The organism is Microbulbifer sp. S227A (genome assembly GCF_049800935.1).
Genome location: NZ_JBNAFZ010000004.1, coordinates 366,354 through 381,290 on the forward strand (window position 1 = coordinate 366,354; position 14,937 = coordinate 381,290).

Below are 14,937 nucleotides of genomic sequence, written 5' to 3' on the forward strand. Positions count from 1 at the left end.
GTGATCAGGCATGTTTCAATCCTCTCAGTTCCAATCCAGCGTCAGACCACGGGCCCGCGCGGCGTTGGCGACATATTTTCTTGTTTGATCAAAGGCGCTTGCGAGCTCTTTCTGACCTTTCGGATCAGATATCCCGGCAAACTGCGCCGCGACAATCTCCGGGGTGATCTCGCCCGTCAACGTGACCCCCGGCGTTTCGTAGACCCGCGTCTGGGCAAAGCACCCCGCCCCGGCCCCCAGCATCACCCGGCTGGGGGCGTTCTCGCTCACGAGATAGAGCAGGCCGGGGGTGATCGTCTCGGGTGACATCAGCGCCAGCGCATCGGCGGGGATCAGCGCCTCGGTCATGCGCGTCGCCGCAGTCGGTGCCAACACATTGACCCGGATATTGTCGCGTGCCCCTTCCATGTGCAGGACGTTCATCAATCCCATCATCGCCGCCTTGGCGGCTCCATAATTGGACTGGCCAAAATTGCCGTACAGCCCGCTGCCCGAAGAGGTCAGAACGATCCGGCCATATCCCTGGTCGCGCATGATCGGCCAGCAGGCATGACAGACCGTCGCGCTGCCCATCAGGTGCACATCGACGACCTTGCGGAAATCATCGAGGTCCAGCTTGCCAAAGGTCTTGTCGCGCAGGATGCCGGCGTTGTTCACCGCTATATCGATGCGGCCCCATTCGGCCATGGTTTGCGCAACCATATCGGCCACCGCATCCGGGTCCGCGACATCCGCGCCATGGGCGATCGCCTGCCCCCCTGCGGATTTGATCTCATCCACCACCGCAAGGGCCGCGTCCGAAGAGGTTCCGGTGCCATCGGTCGCCGCCCCAAGGTCGTTGACAACGACCTTGGCACCGCGCGAGGCCAACCCAAGCGCATGGCAGCGCCCGAGCCCTGTCCCTGCTCCGGTCACGATGGCCACACGGTTGTCAAATCGGATTTCCATGCTTGAACCTCCGGTTCTATTCCATTGCGCTTGCGAAGATATTCGGCGCGGTCATCACATTGATCCCGCCGCTGACCGGGATCACCGCTCCGGTCACATAGGCACCGCCGCGTCCGCACAGGAACAGCATGCAACCGGCTATGTCCTCATCCCGTCCGACCCGGCCAAGCGGCACATCCGCTCCGACCTTGTCCCGCAGTGCTTCATCGCCGGTGGCAAAGGCGGTCATCCGCGACACGAAGGGTCCGGGTGCGAGGGCGTTGACCGTGACATGGTGGCCGGCAAGTTCCTTGGCGAGGATCTTGCTCAGGTGCAGCACCGCGGCCTTGGACGCGGCATAGCTATAGGCCCCGTCACCCATCGGCACCTCGCCCATGACCGAGCCGACATTGACCACCCGTGCCGGGTCTTGGGCCGTTCCGGATGCGATCAACATCGGCATCAATTTCTGGGTCAGGTGAAACAGGCCCGCCACATTGACGGCGTTCACCTTTTCCCACCCGCCAAAGGGGAACTGGCCCAGCGGCGCGCCCCACGTCACGCCGGCATTGTTCATCAGGATATCAAGCCGGTCGGTACGCTCAGCCACGGCTTTGGCCAGCGCATCGACGCCCTCTTCGCTTGCGACATCGCCGGCAAAGCCTTCGGCCGATCCGCTCGCGCCAAGCGCGTTCAACTCGTTTGCAACGGCCTCGCAGGCCTCGCCCTTGCGCGACGCGATCAGGACCCGCGCCCCGGCACGCAGCAATGCTTCTGCCGCCATCCGGCCGATTCCGGTGGCACCACCGGTAATCAGGGCCGTCTTCCCGTTGAGGGAAAAAAGGATATCGGGGGTCATGATGGGGTGTCTCCGTTGCTGGCTCCTGTTCCGCTGTGCAGAATTGCATTTCGAATTTCGATTGACAACACCGTTCTGCGCGGAAACAGTCGCCCGACAGGATCACGATGCGCGACACCAGGGAGAGATCACATGCACGCAATGCTGAGCCATGCCATCGGCGGCCCGGAGACGCTGGAATTGACCGAACTCGCGGACCCGCAACCAAATGACAAGCAGGTAATCGTTCGCATTCATGCGGCTGGCGTGAATTTTCCCGACACGTTGATGATCCGAGATCTTTACCAGATGAAACCGCCCCGCCCCTTTGCCCCAGGTGGCGAGATCGCGGGCGAGGTTGCGGCCATTGGCAAGGACGTGACCGGCTTTGACGTGGGTGATCGCGTGCTGGCCCTGACCGGCTTTGGTGGGTTCGCCACGCATCTGGCCGTCGATGCCGCGCGGTTGGTCAAGATACCCGGTGACATGCCCTATGACGAGGCCGCCTGTTTCATCTTTACCTATGGAACCTCATACCACGCACTGAAAGACCGGGCGCATCTGCGCCGGGGCGAAAGCCTGCTGATCCTGGGGGCCGCGGGCGGTGTCGGTGCGGCGGCCATCGAACTGGGCAAGGCCGCCGGTGCCCGTGTTATCGCCGCCGTGTCCAGCGCGGAAAAGGCCGAATTCTGCACCTCCATCGGGGCCGATGAAACGCTGATCTATCCGCGCGAGATGGACCGCGATGCGCAAAAGGCATTCTCGGGCGAGATCAAGTCGCTTGCCGGTGCCGATGGTGTCAATGTGGTCTATGACGCGGTGGGCGGGGCCTATGCCGAACCGGCGCTGCGGTCGCTTGCCTGGGAAGGGCGTTTCCTTGTTGTCGGCTTCCCTGCCGGAATTCCCAAGCTGCCCCTGAACCTGACATTGCTCAAGGGCTGTCAGGTGGTTGGCGTGTTCTGGGGGGCGTCGACCATGCGCGATCCCAAGGGGCACATGCAGAATGTCAGGGACCTGTTCGAGCTTTACGCGGCAGGCAAGATCAAACCCCGCATCAGCGCGCGGTTTCCGTTGGCGCAGGCCGCAGAGGCGCTGGAGATGATGCAGGACCGCAAGGTGATGGGGAAAGTCGTCGTGACGATGGCGTGACCTTCAACCCAGATGCGACATGTCGTTGAACCCCTGCACGATCATCCGGTCATCTTGAATCACGATGCGGCTGATCGAACCATTGGCGACCCGGTTGAAGGCAAAGGGCTGCGAACCGCTGGCAATCGCCATCGCGGCCCCGACGACGCCCGCATGAACCACGACCGCCACACGTTCGTCCGGATGGGCCGCCGCAATGCGCAGCAACCCGGCCCGCACGCGGCTGTGCAGCGCCGCCGTGGTTTCGGCCCCCGGGATTTCGCCCCATTCCTGCCGTTCAAAGGCGCGCTGGAACTCGGGCGCGTTCTCGGCGGCCTTGATCCGGTAAAGACCCCCGTCCCATTCCCCGAGATGGATCTCGCGCAGGTCGGCCTCGACACGCGGCTCAAGCCCCAGCCGCGCCGCCAGCGGTGCCGCTGTCTGGTGGGTGCGGCGCAGGTTGGTAACATAGATCGCCGCCAGCGGTTCGTGTTCAAGCCGGTCGGCCACCGCCAGCGCCTGCGCCTCGCCCTCGGGATGCAGCGCAGCATCGCCATGGCCGTCCTTCATGGGAAAGGACACACCGGGCCGGGCCGCTTCGGTGCGCCCGTGCCGGATCAACAGCAGATCGGCCGCGCCCGGCGGCGGGGTAAACCTGGTTTGATGATACTCTTTGCCCATGCCCCGGACCCTCGCCAATTGCCATTGCCGAAACGCTTAGCGGGATCGTCCGCCAGTGAACACCCCGACCATTGCCCTAGCCACAGGACATGACCATGACAAACCGAATGATCGCGATTTCAGACCTGCCCAGGGGCGAACTGACACAGGCGCATTTCACCGCGATTGATGGCCACATGCCGATCGCGGGCGATGGCGAGGTGCTGCTACGCACCATCCTGATGTCAATCGATGCCGCGAACCGAAGCTGGATGCAGGGCGCCACCTATCGCGACGCGGTCAAGGCCGGTGACATCATGCCCACCTATGCGATCTGCGAAGTCATGCAGAGCAACAGCCCACGGCTCGCCAAGGGCGACATCGTGGCCACCGAGTCGGTCTGGGCCGAATACGTCACGCGCCCGGCCCACAAGGTGCAGAACATGCCGGATGTGCGGCCGCTCTCGAACCTGATGTCGGTCTACGGGATCGCGGGCAAGACCGCGTTTCACGGGCTGGTGAATGTGGCGCAGCCGATTGCCGGGGAAACCGTACTGGTCTCTGCCGCCGCGGGCTCGGTGGGCGGATATGTCGGGCAGATCGCCAAGGCCCTGGGCTGCCGCGTGGTCGGAATTGCCGGCGGTGCCGCGAAATGCGGCTGGGTCGTTGAGACGCTCGGCTTTGACGCCTGTGTCGATTATCGCGATCCCGGCCTGTTCAAGGCCCTGCGCGCCGCCTGCCCCGACGGGGTTGATGTCTATTTCGACAATGTGGGCGGCGCGGTGCTGGAAACCGCGCTGGCGGTGATGAATGAACGCGGGCGGATTTCCTGTTGCGGTGCCATCAGCCAATACGACACCGACGCCCCCACCGGCCCGCGCAACCTGCCCGGCCTCGTGGTGGTCAAACGGCTGCGCATGGAGGGGTTCATCGTGATGGATTTCGCCCGGCAGGACGCAACCGCCCTGCGCGCGCTGCAAAGCTGGGTTGGCACCGGCCAGATCAAGGTGTTCGAGGATATCGTCGAGGGGATCGACAATGCGCCCGCCGCGCTGATCGGTCTGCTTGCCGGTGAAAACAAGGGCAAGCGCATGGTGCGCGTCGGCCCCGATCCCTGATCTGTCGCAAGATGAAAGGAGACCCCAATGGCCGCAATCGATGACGCCTTGCACGAGGCGCAGGCGCTTTTGGGCACCGAGGTCGGCGTGTCGAACTGGATCACCGTTGACCAGGCGATGATCGACAGCTTTGCCCACGTGACCCATGACACCCAGTGGATTCATGTCGACCAGGACCGCGCGGCGGCGCAAACCCCCTTTGGCGGCACCATTGCCCACGGGTTCCTGTCGCTGTCGCTGGCCAGCCGCTTTGCCTATGATTGCTTTCCGATGCTGCCGGGACAGGTGATGGGTATCAACTATGGCTTCAACAAGCTGCGCTTCCTGTCACCGGTGCGGGCGGGGTCGCGGTTGCGCGGGCGGTTCGTGCTGACCGAGGCCAACAAGCGCAACGCACGCGAATTGCTGCGCGAGAACACCCTGACCATCGAGATCGAGGGCCAGGACACGCCCGCGCTGGTGGCGCAATGGCTCGGATTGGCGGTTTTCGAGTGATTTCAGGGCAAATCGCCCTCTGAACTGGACAGACGCCACCATTCGTGCCTAAGACCTATCGACAAAAGGGAAACTGGCATCATGACTGGCATTCTGATCCTCAACGGGCCGAACCTGAACCTGCTTGGCACCCGCCAGCCAGAGGTCTACGGCACCACCACACTGGCCATGGTCGAGGATGCCTGCCGCGCCCATGGCGAGGCGATCGGGCTGAGCGTGTCCTGTCTGCAAACCAATCACGAGGGCGGCATGGTCGATGCGATCCACGCGGCCCGGGGTGTGCAGGCGGGGCTGGTGATCAACGCGGGGGCCTATACCCATACCTCCATCGCGCTGATGGATGCGGTGGCCTCGGTCGAATTGCCGGCGGTAGAAGTGCATCTGTCGAACATCCACGCACGTGAACCCTTTCGCCATGTCTCGTACCTGGCCAAGGTCGCTCTAGGGCAGATCTGCGGGTTCGGACCACAGGGCTATATCATGGCGCTGGATGCGCTCAAGGCCCATCTGGAAGGGGCATGAGCGTCATGGAGTTGCGCGAATACCTGACTGCCATCACCAACGCGCAAAGCCTCGAAGAACTCTGGCCCGCGCATACGGCTCAGATGGCGAAATACGGGTTTGACCGGCTGATCTATGGGTTTACCCGCTATCGCACGGAAACATCGCTTGGCGATCCCGACGATTTCACCATCCTCAGCAACCACAGCCCGGAATATATCGAGGGCTTCCTGCATCGTGGCCTGTATTTCCACGCGCCGATGCTGAACTGGGCGCTGGAACACGAAGGTGCGGGCAGCTGGCGGCAGATCTACGAAAAATTCGATCTGGGCAAGCTGACGCCGGAACAGATCAAGGTGGTCGAGTTCAACCTGACCTTCAAGGTCAAGTCCGGCTATACCATCAGCTTCAAATCCATATCCCCGCGCGCCAAGGGGGCGATCTCGCTGGCGGCACGGGCGGACATGTCACAGGAAGACATCGACCGGGTCTGGGCCGAGCATGGCGCGGATATCCACCTGATGAACAATATCGCGCATCTGCGTATTCTCACCCTGCCCTACGCGCCCCCCAACCGTGCCCTGACCAAGCGACAGCGCGAGGCGCTCGAATGGGTCGGCGATGGCAAGACGACACAGGATATCGCGATCCTGATGGGGCTGACCTCGGCCACCGTGGAAAAACATCTCCGGCTCGCGCGCGAGTCGCTTTCGGTGGAAACATCGGCGCAGGCGGTGCTCAAGGCGGCATTGTTGAACCAGATGTTCACCATGCCCTCAGAGTCCTGATTTTGCTCGGATATTTCGTTATACCCATGGGTGTTTACCCCGGGTAAGGAATACATTACTTTTACAAACGCGCTTTAAATCGCAAAGTGCAATTGTTCCGTGAGTGGTGGCTTTGGCCTGGGAACATCGGGAAACGACCCTTGCAATTTCAAGGCTCTCTTACCTGTCCGGCTCGTGCGTGCATTGTTCCGCGTATCGGGTCGGAACCTTTGAGTAGCCCCTTCCATCCCCATAGAATCGGGGCGTTCAATTGATCGGAGCCGTGCCCGCAATGGCGCGGCTCCAATTGTTCATATGCCTGCGGCAATGAAAAAGGCCCGCCCGGATTGCTCCAAACGGGCCCGTATTATTGTGACAGGGGCTTAGCCCTGCGCGGCCTTGGCGACTTCGGCGGCAAAGTCTTCTTCTTTCTTCTCGATGCCTTCGCCGACCTCAAGACGCACGAAACCGGTGATGGTTGCGCCGGCTTCCTTGGCGGCCTCGCCCACGGTCAGGTCCGGGTTCACCACGAATTGCTGGTTGAGCAGCGTGGATTCCGCGACGAATTTCTTCATCCGGCCGACGATCATCTTTTCGATGACCTGCTCGGGCTTGCCGCTTTCGCGGGCGATGTCCATCTGGACCTGCTTTTCTTTCTCGATGACGGCGGGGTCCATGTCGGCTTCGCTCAGCGCGGCAGGATTCACCGCGGCGATATGCATGGCAACCTGTTTGCCAAAGGCTTCGTCGCCACCGGTCTGCGCAACCAGAACACCGATCTTGCCCATGCCCGAGGTGGCCGCGTTGTGGACATACGAAACCACGGCTTCGCCTTCGATGCCCGTCATGCGGCGCACCGACATGTTTTCACCGATGGTGGCGATCTTGTCGGTGATGACATCGGCGACCGATTTGCCACCCATGTCGGCGGATTTCAGCGCCTCGACATCGTCAACCCCGAGGGCGGCGCGCGCGATACCGCTCACCATTTCCTGGAATTCGCCGTTCTTGGCGACGAAATCGGTTTCCGAGTTGACCTCGACGGCCACGCCCTTGCCACCTTCAACGACAACGGCAACCAGACCTTCGGCAGCAACGCGGCCGGACTTCTTGGCGGCCTTTGCCAGGCCCTTGGTGCGCAGCCAGTCGACGGCGGCTTCCATGTCGCCAGCGGTTTCGGTCAGCGCCTTCTTGGCGTCCATCATGCCTGCGCCGGTGCTGTCGCGCAGTTCTTTTACCATAGATGCGGTAATTGCCATGTTCGGCTCTCCTTCACGGAAATGTTCAACGGGTGCAGCGCGGGATATGCCCGCGCTGCGTGTCAATTGAATGACGGACGGGGATCAGGCCTTGGAGGCCGATTCCAGCGCCTTGGCGGCGGCGTCGATGCTCGAGCTGTCAGCCGCCGCTTCGGCGGGAGCTTCCTCGGCCACGACTTCCTCGACGGGCGCTTCTTCCATTGCGCCGAGGTCAACGCCAGCGGCACCCAGCTGGGCCGACATACCGTCCAGCGCGGCGCGCGCGGCCAGGTCACAGTAGAGCGCAATGGCACGGGCCGCGTCGTCGTTGCCCGGGATCACGAAATCAACGCCGTCAGGCGAGCAGTTGGTGTCGACAACGGCGACAACCGGGATGCCCAGCTTGTTGGCTTCGGCGATGGCCAGCGCTTCTTTCTTGACGTCGATGACAAACAGCAGGTCCGGCGTGCCGCCCATCTCGCGGATACCGCCCAGCGACGCCTGAAGCTTGCCCTGGTCACGTTCCATGCCCAGACGCTCTTTCTTGGTCAGGCCGGCGGCACCGGTTTCCATTTGCTCGTCGATATGCTTGAGGCGCTGGATCGACTTGGAAACGGTCTGCCAGTTGGTCAGCGTGCCGCCCAGCCAGCGGTGGTTCATGTAATATTGCGCGGATTTCTCGGCGGCTTCGGCGATCGGCTGGCTGGCCTGACGCTTGGTGCCGACGAACAGCACGCGGCCACCCTTGGCGACGGTGTCACGGATGATTTGCAGCGCCTGGTCCAGCATCGGCACGGTCTGCGTCAGGTCCATGATGTGGATGCCGTTGCGCGCGCCGTATATGTAATGCGCCATGCGCGGGTTCCAGCGCTGAGTCTGGTGGCCAAAGTGAACGCCTGCTTCCAGCAGCTGGCGCATGGTGAACTCGGGAAGAGCCATGCTCGTTTTCCTTTCCGGTTTTGTCCTCGGCGGGGGTCTCGACGCGGATGCGCCAACCGGCGGACCTTTGGGGATGTCTCTCCCATCGGCCCAACCCCACCTGCGGGTTGAGTGCTGGGGCCATACTGCACGATGCCGGCGGGCGCAAGGCCTTTTCGGCGAGAGATTGCCAGACAGCGCGCCCTCTCGCAGCGGCTCAGCCTGTTCGCGCCGCATGACAGGTGCGCACAACCGTTTCGCAATGCGCGGCCAACGCCTTGCGATTGGCGAAATCGGCCACCGGCACCGCCGGATGATAGACCAGTTCAACCGACCCCGGATGCCGCACCGCCAGCGTCTTGATCAGGTGGGTGCCGAAATCCATGTCGCCCCACCAGCCATAAAACCGGGCGGGCTGGCCCCTTGGCGGATGATAAATCACATTTACCGGCTGCACACACACCGTATTCTTCAGATTATCCGTAAGAAACGCTTCGAAAAGCGTTGTTTTAAATGGCAATATCCGCAATCCGTCCGTTGACGTGCCCTCGGGAAAGAACAGCAGCTTGTGACCGGCCAACAGCCGCTGCTCGAACAGCGCGGTCTGCTCGCGCGCCCGCGCGGGGTTGCGTTCGATGAATACCGTGCCGGTGGCCCGGGCCAGCCATCCGATCCCGGGCCAACCCGCCACTTCGGATTTCGACACGAAATACACCCGTTTTCGGGCGTTCAGCGCAAAGATATCAAGCCAAGAAGAATGGTTCGCGACAACCGCCCCGTGTTCGGACATCAACCGACCCGACGCCGAAAACTCCATGCCCAGAATACGAAACGCGTTGCGACAGACAAATTGCGTGATGAACGGCGTGACCGGTCGTTTCACCCCAAAGAGTGGCCTTTCGATCAATCGCACGAGCAACAGGACCAACAGGCAGCCGAACACGAGGATTGCCAGCGCCGACCCGCGCAATGCAACGCGCATCCAGCCGCCCGGGCCGATGCGGACCGGATCGGGGTCGGTTTCGCTTTCCCAGGTCGGGTTCATCCCGCGCGCTCGCCCGCGTAGATGCGCCTCTGCCGGGCGTTCATCCGTGCGGTGTCGAGGACCAGACAGACATCCGTTGTGTTGAACGCGTGATCGAGATAGGCCCCCTGGCCAACAAATCCGCCCAGCCGCAGATAGGCCTTGATCAGGGCGGGCATCTCGATCATGGCGCGCCGCCGGTCAAGATCGCCGGGCGCGACAAGGTCCATGCGCTGAAAGTGATCCGCCCGCGCCCGCACCCGCAGTTCCGGTGGCGCAAGGTGGGCGTGGTTCAACATGGCAAGCGGCTGCGCCAGCTTCTGCGCATCGGTTCCGTGAAAACTGGCGACGCCGAACAGGATGTCGATACCGTGTGTTTCGACATAACGCGCCAGCCCGGTCCAAAGATGGAACATCGCAACACCGCCGCGAAAGTCTCGGTGCAAACAGGATCGCCCCAGTTCGAGCAACCTGCGGCCCGATGATCTGAGCGGCCCCAGATCATATTCGCTCTCGGAATAGAACTGTCCGGCCTTGACCGCCTGATCCGCGCGCATCAGGCGATAGACTCCGACAACCTGTGACGTGGGCTCGTGAAACACCAGCAGGTGGTCGAAATAGGGATCGAAACGGTCTCGTTCCAGCTGGCTCTCGTGATCGACCAGCGGACCACCCCCGCCCAGTTCGCGCACGAAAACGTCATAGCGCAGCGTCTGGGCCGCCCGCAGATCGGCGTCGCTCTGCGCCAGCCTGACGGTAAATTCGGGCTCGGGTCCAGGCATCGTGGCTGAGGTCATCTATCCGGAATTCAGTTGGCGACCCATAGCGCGCATCGGTGCACAATGGCAACAGATGCAATGCATTCGTCGAAAATTAACCATTCGTAAACCGGTTTCAGGAATCAAAGACGGGAACCAGCGACACGCGTGTGCCGTCAATGACCACCTTTCCCTGCTCGCGAAAGTTGACCGTGATCTTGCCGCCAACATTCGATTGCACCTGTCCGACGCCCCAGTCATTGAAGTCGGGGTGGCGCACCAGCATACCGGGTTCGAGAATCGCATTGAGATCGGTCACAACAGGCCCTGAAACGGAGGAAACACGTGGGACAGAGTAACCACAATCTGGCGTCCTTGATAGGGTCCAGAATCTGCCATGACCTGATCAGCCCCATCGGGGCCATTACCAATGGTCTCGAACTGCTCGACATGGCCGGGGGCGTACAGGGCCCCGAACTGGACCTGATCAGCGACAGCGTTGGCAATGCCGGCGCGCGCATCCGGTTCTTTCGCATTGCCTATGGCGCCTCCGGCGAACAGATGCTCGGGCGCGCCGAAATCATGTCGGTGCTCGACGATGTCAGCCGTGGCGGGCGTCTGCAATTGCATTGGAACCCGGTTGAACCGCAAAGCCGCGCCAATGTGCGGCTGGCGTTTCTGGCGATCCAGTGCCTTGAAACCGCGATGCCCTATGGCGGCACCGTGATGGTGACAGTCGAGGACGACCGCTGGAGCATCGCCGGCGTGTCGGACAAGCTGAATGTCGATCCGTCGCTATGGGCCGGGCTGTCGGCTCCGGAAACGCTGGACCAGGTCACCCCGGCACAGGTGCAATTCCCATTGATGCCGACCGTGGCCGCCGATCTGGGGCGCAGCATTTCAACCGAACAGGTGGATGGCCGCATCGTCATCCATTTCTGAGATGGTGCTTCCAAAGCGGCGCACAACGCCTGACGGGCCACCCCCCCCCCGGCGCGTTGAAACCTAGGTTTCGTGCGTCGGGGGGGGCCGTATTAGTCGCGCACCGTTCCATCCCCGCGCACGAGGTATTTGAAACTGGTCAGCTGCCTGGCCCCCACCGGGCCGCGCGCGTGCATCTTGCCGGTTGCGATGCCGATCTCGGCACCCATGCCGAACTCGCCGCCATCCGCAAACTGGGTCGAAGCGTTCTGCATCAGGATCGCGCTGTCCAGCCGTTCAAAGAACCGCGCCGCTGCGCCGGTATTCTCGGTGATGATGCAATCGGTATGGTTTGATCCGTAGGTCCGGATATGGGTGATGGCCGCGTCCAGATCGGCAACCGGTTTGGCGGCGATAATCATGTCGAGATACTCGCGGCCCCAATCGTCGTCACTGGCGGCGACCGCCCCGGCAATTTGGGCCAGCCCCCCCTCGGCGCGCACCTCGACCCCGGCAGCCAGCAGCGCAGAAATCACCTCGGCCCCGATGGTTTCGGCAATATCCTCGTGGATCAGCAGACATTCCGCCGCGCCGCAGATCCCCGTGCGGCGTGTCTTGGCGTTCAGTACCACATCAAGCGCCTTTTGCGGGTTGGCGTCCTTGTCCAGATAGATGTGAACGATGCCCTCAAGATGGGCAAACACCGGCACCCGCGCCTCGCGCTGGACCAGCCCGACCAACCCCTTGCCGCCACGTGGCACGATCACGTCAACCGTGTCGGTCATGGTCAGCATCTCGGAAACCGCGGCGCGGTCACGTGTCGGCACCAGTTGAATCGACTCCTCCGGCAGGCCCGCGCTGCGCAACCCTTGGACCAGGCAGGCATGGATCGCGGCCGAAGAATGAAAACTCTCGGACCCGCCGCGCAGGATCACGGCATTCCCCGATTTCAGGCACAGCGCCCCGGCATCCGCCGTCACGTTGGGGCGGCTCTCATAGATCACGCCGATCACGCCAAGGGGCGTGCGCACCCGGCTGATATGCAGCCCGCTGGGCCGGTCCCATTCCTCGATGATCTCCCCAACGGGATCGGGTTGCTCTGCCACCGCGCGCAGCCCGTCGACAATACCGCGGATACGGTCATCATCCAGCATCAGCCGGTCCATCATCGCGCCCGACAGCCCCTTGTCGCGGCCATAGTCCAGATCGCGGGCATTGGCGGCGATGATGTCCGCGCGCCCGCGCCACACCGCGTCCGCCGCCGCGACCAACGCGGCGCGTTTGCTCTCTGGGCTGGCAAAGGCAAGGGTCTGACTGGCGGCCTTGGCGCGGGTGCCAATCTCGGCCATCAAAGCGGGAATATTGTCCATGTCTTTCATCATCTTCGCCCTTGTCCGTGCTTGACCGGCAAATCCTGCGTCAAAACAGAAGCCGGTGAGAAATCTACAATGCCATATCGTCGCGATGGATCAAAGCCGCGCGGCCCGGATAACCAAGCCGCGCTTCGATATCGGTGGATTTGCACCCCATGATCGACCGCGCCTCGGAGGCGGTATAGCGGCTGAGCCCTTGGCCGATCCGGTGCTGGTCGGGGTCGTGAATCTCGACCGGGTCGCCGCGCCCGAAACTGCCGGTCACCCTGACGACCCCGGCGGGCAGCAGGCTGTTGCCGCGCCCCAGGGCCCCGGCCGCGCCGGCATCAATCGTCACCACCCCGCGCGGCTTCATCGCGTTGATCCAGCGCTTGCGCGCCGCCTGCGGATCAAGCTGTGCGGTGAACCAGGTGGCGTTTGCGCCGTTTTCAAGCGATTGCAAGGGGTTGTGGGTCGATCCTTCGGTGATCGCCATGGCACAGCCACCGGCGGTTGCCATCTTGGCGGCCATCAGCTTGGTCTTCATCCCGCCCTTGGACAGACCCGAGCCCGCGTCACCGGCCATGGCCTCGATCTCGGGCGTGATGGTGTCGATCAACTCATAGCGCGTGGCGTCCGGATCGGTCGCCGGATTGGCGGTATAAAAGCCATCGACATCCGACAGGAGGATCAGCTGGTCCGCCCCCACCGTCACCGCCACCTGCGCGGCCAGACGATCATTGTCGCCATAGCGGATTTCGTCGGTGGCGATGGTGTCATTCTCGTTCACGATGGGCACGGCTTGCAGTCCGAGCAGGGTTTCCAGCGTCGCCCGCGTATTGAGATAGCGCCGCCGGTTGGTGCTGTCTTCCAGGGTCACGAGCACCTGGGCGGTGGTGATGCCATGCGGGGTCAGCGCCTCTTCATAGGCGCGGGCCAGCCGGATCTGCCCGACCGCCGCCGCCGCCTGCGATTGCTCCAGCGCCAGTTCGCTTGCGGGCAGGCCCAGCACCCCGCGCCCAAGCGCGATCGAACCCGAAGAAACCAGGATCACATCGGCCCCGCCCAGCTTGAGCCAGGCGACATCCTCTGCCAGCGAGGTCAGCCAATCCGCCCGCAGCGCGCCGGTTTCGCGGTCGACCAGTAGGGCCGACCCGATCTTGACAACGACGCGCCGGGCGCGTGTCAGGGACGCCACGGTTCCGCCTCGGTCTCGGGCTTCTGGCGCAGCCGGTCCGCGTCGATCTGCGAGCGCAGGGCGCGCAGCACCTCCTGCACCCCCTCGCGGCTGACGCCGGACATGGTCATCACGCTGCCGCCGCTGGCTTGCATGAGCGCGGCAACCGCCGCCTCGCGCTCTTCGTCATCAAGGGCATCGACCTTGTTGAGCGCGGTGACGCGCGGCTTGTCCGCCAGCTCGCCGCCATAGGCTTCGAGTTCGTGGATAATGGTTTGATAATCCTCGGCAATCGTCTCGGAAGTACCGTCAACCAGGTGCAGCAGGACGGCGCAGCGTTCCACATGCCCCAGGAACCGATCCCCGATCCCGCGCCCTTCATGGGCGCCGGCAATCAGCCCCGGAATATCCGCGATCACGAATTCCACATTGTCGACCCCAACCACGCCCAGGTTCGGGTGCAAGGTGGTGAACGGGTAATCGGCGATCTTAGGCCGGGCGTTCGAGGTGGCCGCGAGAAAGGTCGATTTACCCGCATTGGGCAGCCCCAAAAGCCCGACATCCGCAATCAGCTTGAGCCGCAGCCAAAGGGTGCGCTCGACCCCCTCCTGCCCCGGATTGGCCCGGCGCGGGGCCTGGTTGGTCGAGGATTTGAAATGCAGGTTGCCAAAGCCGCCATTGCCGCCACGCGCCAGTTGAATGCGTTGACCAACCTCGGTGAGATCGGCGATGACGGTTTCCTGATCCTCGTCGAGGATCTCGGTGCCCACGGGCACGCGCAATACGATTTCATCGCCATCCTTGCCGGTGCGCTGCCGCCCCATGCCCGGCTGGCCGTTCTTGGCAAAGAAATGCTGCTGATAGCGGAAATCAATCAGCGTGTTCAGCCCGTCGACCGCTTCGGCCCAGACCGATCCGCCATTGCCGCCATCGCCGCCATCAGGTCCGCCATATTCGATGTATTTCTCGCGGCGAAAGCTGATACAGCCGTTTCCGCCGGCGCCAGACCGGATATAGACCTTGGCGAGGTCCAGGAATTTCATAACTCTAACACCCTATTCTCAAGGTCCTGCGACAGAACGGTCCACCGTTCCCTCCTGCGTCGCATCGCTGTG

Annotated in this window: 17 protein-coding genes; 6 read left to right on the top strand and 11 right to left on the bottom strand. The window is 62.9% G+C overall.

The window, feature by feature from the left end:
- Window positions 1-24: 24 nt before the first annotated feature.
- Window positions 25-948: an SDR family NAD(P)-dependent oxidoreductase gene (locus tag ACP15R_RS12250; RefSeq protein WP_424986697.1), complete on the bottom strand. Its 924-nt coding sequence runs from the start codon at window positions 946-948 to the stop codon at window positions 25-27.
- Window positions 949-964: 16 nt separating this feature from the next.
- Complete coding sequence (locus ACP15R_RS12255; RefSeq protein WP_424986698.1) at window positions 965-1,786, bottom strand: SDR family NAD(P)-dependent oxidoreductase; 822 nt, start codon at window positions 1,784-1,786, stop codon at window positions 965-967.
- Window positions 1,787-1,918: 132 nt separating this feature from the next.
- Here ACP15R_RS12255 and ACP15R_RS12260 point away from each other — a divergent pair, with 132 nt between their 5' ends.
- Window positions 1,919-2,914, top strand: a complete 996-nt coding sequence (locus ACP15R_RS12260; protein ID WP_424986699.1) for an NADPH:quinone oxidoreductase family protein — start codon at window positions 1,919-1,921, stop codon at window positions 2,912-2,914.
- A 3-nt stretch (window positions 2,915-2,917) separates the two neighbouring features.
- On the opposite strand, the gene ACP15R_RS12265 is transcribed toward ACP15R_RS12260, so the two are convergent.
- Window positions 2,918-3,574, bottom strand: a complete 657-nt coding sequence (locus tag ACP15R_RS12265; RefSeq protein WP_424986700.1) for a histidine phosphatase family protein — start codon at window positions 3,572-3,574, stop codon at window positions 2,918-2,920.
- A 95-nt stretch (window positions 3,575-3,669) separates the two neighbouring features.
- Here ACP15R_RS12265 and ACP15R_RS12270 point away from each other — a divergent pair, with 95 nt between their 5' ends.
- The 4 genes from ACP15R_RS12270 (at window position 3,670) to ACP15R_RS12285 (ending at window position 6,455) form a co-directional block, all read left to right on the top strand.
- Complete coding sequence (locus tag ACP15R_RS12270; protein ID WP_424986701.1) at window positions 3,670-4,671, top strand: NADP-dependent oxidoreductase; 1,002 nt, start codon at window positions 3,670-3,672, stop codon at window positions 4,669-4,671.
- A gap of 27 nt (window positions 4,672-4,698) precedes the next feature.
- Window positions 4,699-5,166 (top strand): MaoC family dehydratase, encoded by a 468-nt coding sequence (locus ACP15R_RS12275; RefSeq protein ID WP_424986702.1) that lies wholly within the window; start codon window positions 4,699-4,701, stop codon window positions 5,164-5,166.
- 81 nt (window positions 5,167-5,247) lie between these two features.
- Window positions 5,248-5,688, top strand: a complete 441-nt coding sequence (aroQ, locus tag ACP15R_RS12280; RefSeq protein WP_424986703.1) for a type II 3-dehydroquinate dehydratase — start codon at window positions 5,248-5,250, stop codon at window positions 5,686-5,688.
- The gene (locus tag ACP15R_RS12285) at window positions 5,685-6,455 is read left to right on the top strand and encodes a helix-turn-helix transcriptional regulator (RefSeq protein WP_424986704.1); all 771 of its coding nucleotides are present in this window, start codon (window positions 5,685-5,687) and stop codon (window positions 6,453-6,455) included. The genes aroQ and ACP15R_RS12285 overlap by 4 nt, the downstream gene beginning before the upstream one ends.
- Window positions 6,456-6,817: 362 nt before the next feature.
- Here the strand turns inward: ACP15R_RS12285 and tsf are convergent, their stop codons facing one another.
- The 5 genes from tsf to ACP15R_RS12310 form a co-directional block, all read right to left on the bottom strand.
- On the bottom strand, window positions 6,818-7,693 hold the full coding sequence (gene tsf, locus ACP15R_RS12290) for a translation elongation factor Ts (RefSeq protein ID WP_424986706.1): 876 nt from the start codon (window positions 7,691-7,693) through the stop codon (window positions 6,818-6,820).
- Between the two features lie 84 nt (window positions 7,694-7,777).
- The gene (gene rpsB, locus ACP15R_RS12295; protein WP_424986707.1) at window positions 7,778-8,611 is read right to left on the bottom strand and encodes a 30S ribosomal protein S2; all 834 of its coding nucleotides are present in this window, start codon (window positions 8,609-8,611) and stop codon (window positions 7,778-7,780) included.
- 196 nt (window positions 8,612-8,807) lie between these two features.
- Complete coding sequence (locus tag ACP15R_RS12300) at window positions 8,808-9,635, bottom strand: lysophospholipid acyltransferase family protein (protein WP_424986708.1); 828 nt, start codon at window positions 9,633-9,635, stop codon at window positions 8,808-8,810.
- Entirely contained in the window at window positions 9,632-10,411 is a 780-nt protein-coding gene (locus tag ACP15R_RS12305; protein ID WP_424986709.1) for a GNAT family N-acetyltransferase, read from the bottom strand. Before ACP15R_RS12305 ends, ACP15R_RS12300 begins: the two co-directional genes overlap by 4 nt.
- A 97-nt stretch (window positions 10,412-10,508) precedes the next feature.
- On the bottom strand, window positions 10,509-10,691 hold the full coding sequence (locus ACP15R_RS12310; RefSeq protein WP_424986710.1) for a DUF3553 domain-containing protein: 183 nt from the start codon (window positions 10,689-10,691) through the stop codon (window positions 10,509-10,511).
- Between the two features lie 26 nt (window positions 10,692-10,717).
- Here ACP15R_RS12310 and ACP15R_RS12315 point away from each other — a divergent pair, with 26 nt between their 5' ends.
- Window positions 10,718-11,314, top strand: a complete 597-nt coding sequence (locus tag ACP15R_RS12315; RefSeq protein WP_424986711.1) for a histidine phosphotransferase family protein — start codon at window positions 10,718-10,720, stop codon at window positions 11,312-11,314.
- Between the two features lie 92 nt (window positions 11,315-11,406).
- On the opposite strand, the gene ACP15R_RS12320 is transcribed toward ACP15R_RS12315, so the two are convergent.
- The 3 genes from ACP15R_RS12320 to obgE all read right to left on the bottom strand — a co-directional run bounded on the left by ACP15R_RS12320 (window position 11,407) and on the right by obgE (window position 14,865).
- Window positions 11,407-12,663, bottom strand: a complete 1,257-nt coding sequence (locus tag ACP15R_RS12320) for a glutamate-5-semialdehyde dehydrogenase (RefSeq protein ID WP_424986712.1) — start codon at window positions 12,661-12,663, stop codon at window positions 11,407-11,409.
- Window positions 12,664-12,736: 73 nt separating this feature from the next.
- Window positions 12,737-13,843, bottom strand: coding sequence for a glutamate 5-kinase (gene proB / locus ACP15R_RS12325; protein WP_424986713.1), 1,107 nt, complete (start codon window positions 13,841-13,843; stop codon window positions 12,737-12,739).
- Window positions 13,831-14,865: a GTPase ObgE gene (gene obgE / locus ACP15R_RS12330; RefSeq protein ID WP_424986714.1), complete on the bottom strand. Its 1,035-nt coding sequence runs from the start codon at window positions 14,863-14,865 to the stop codon at window positions 13,831-13,833. The genes proB and obgE overlap by 13 nt, the downstream gene beginning before the upstream one ends.
- Window positions 14,866-14,937 lie beyond the last annotated feature (72 nt).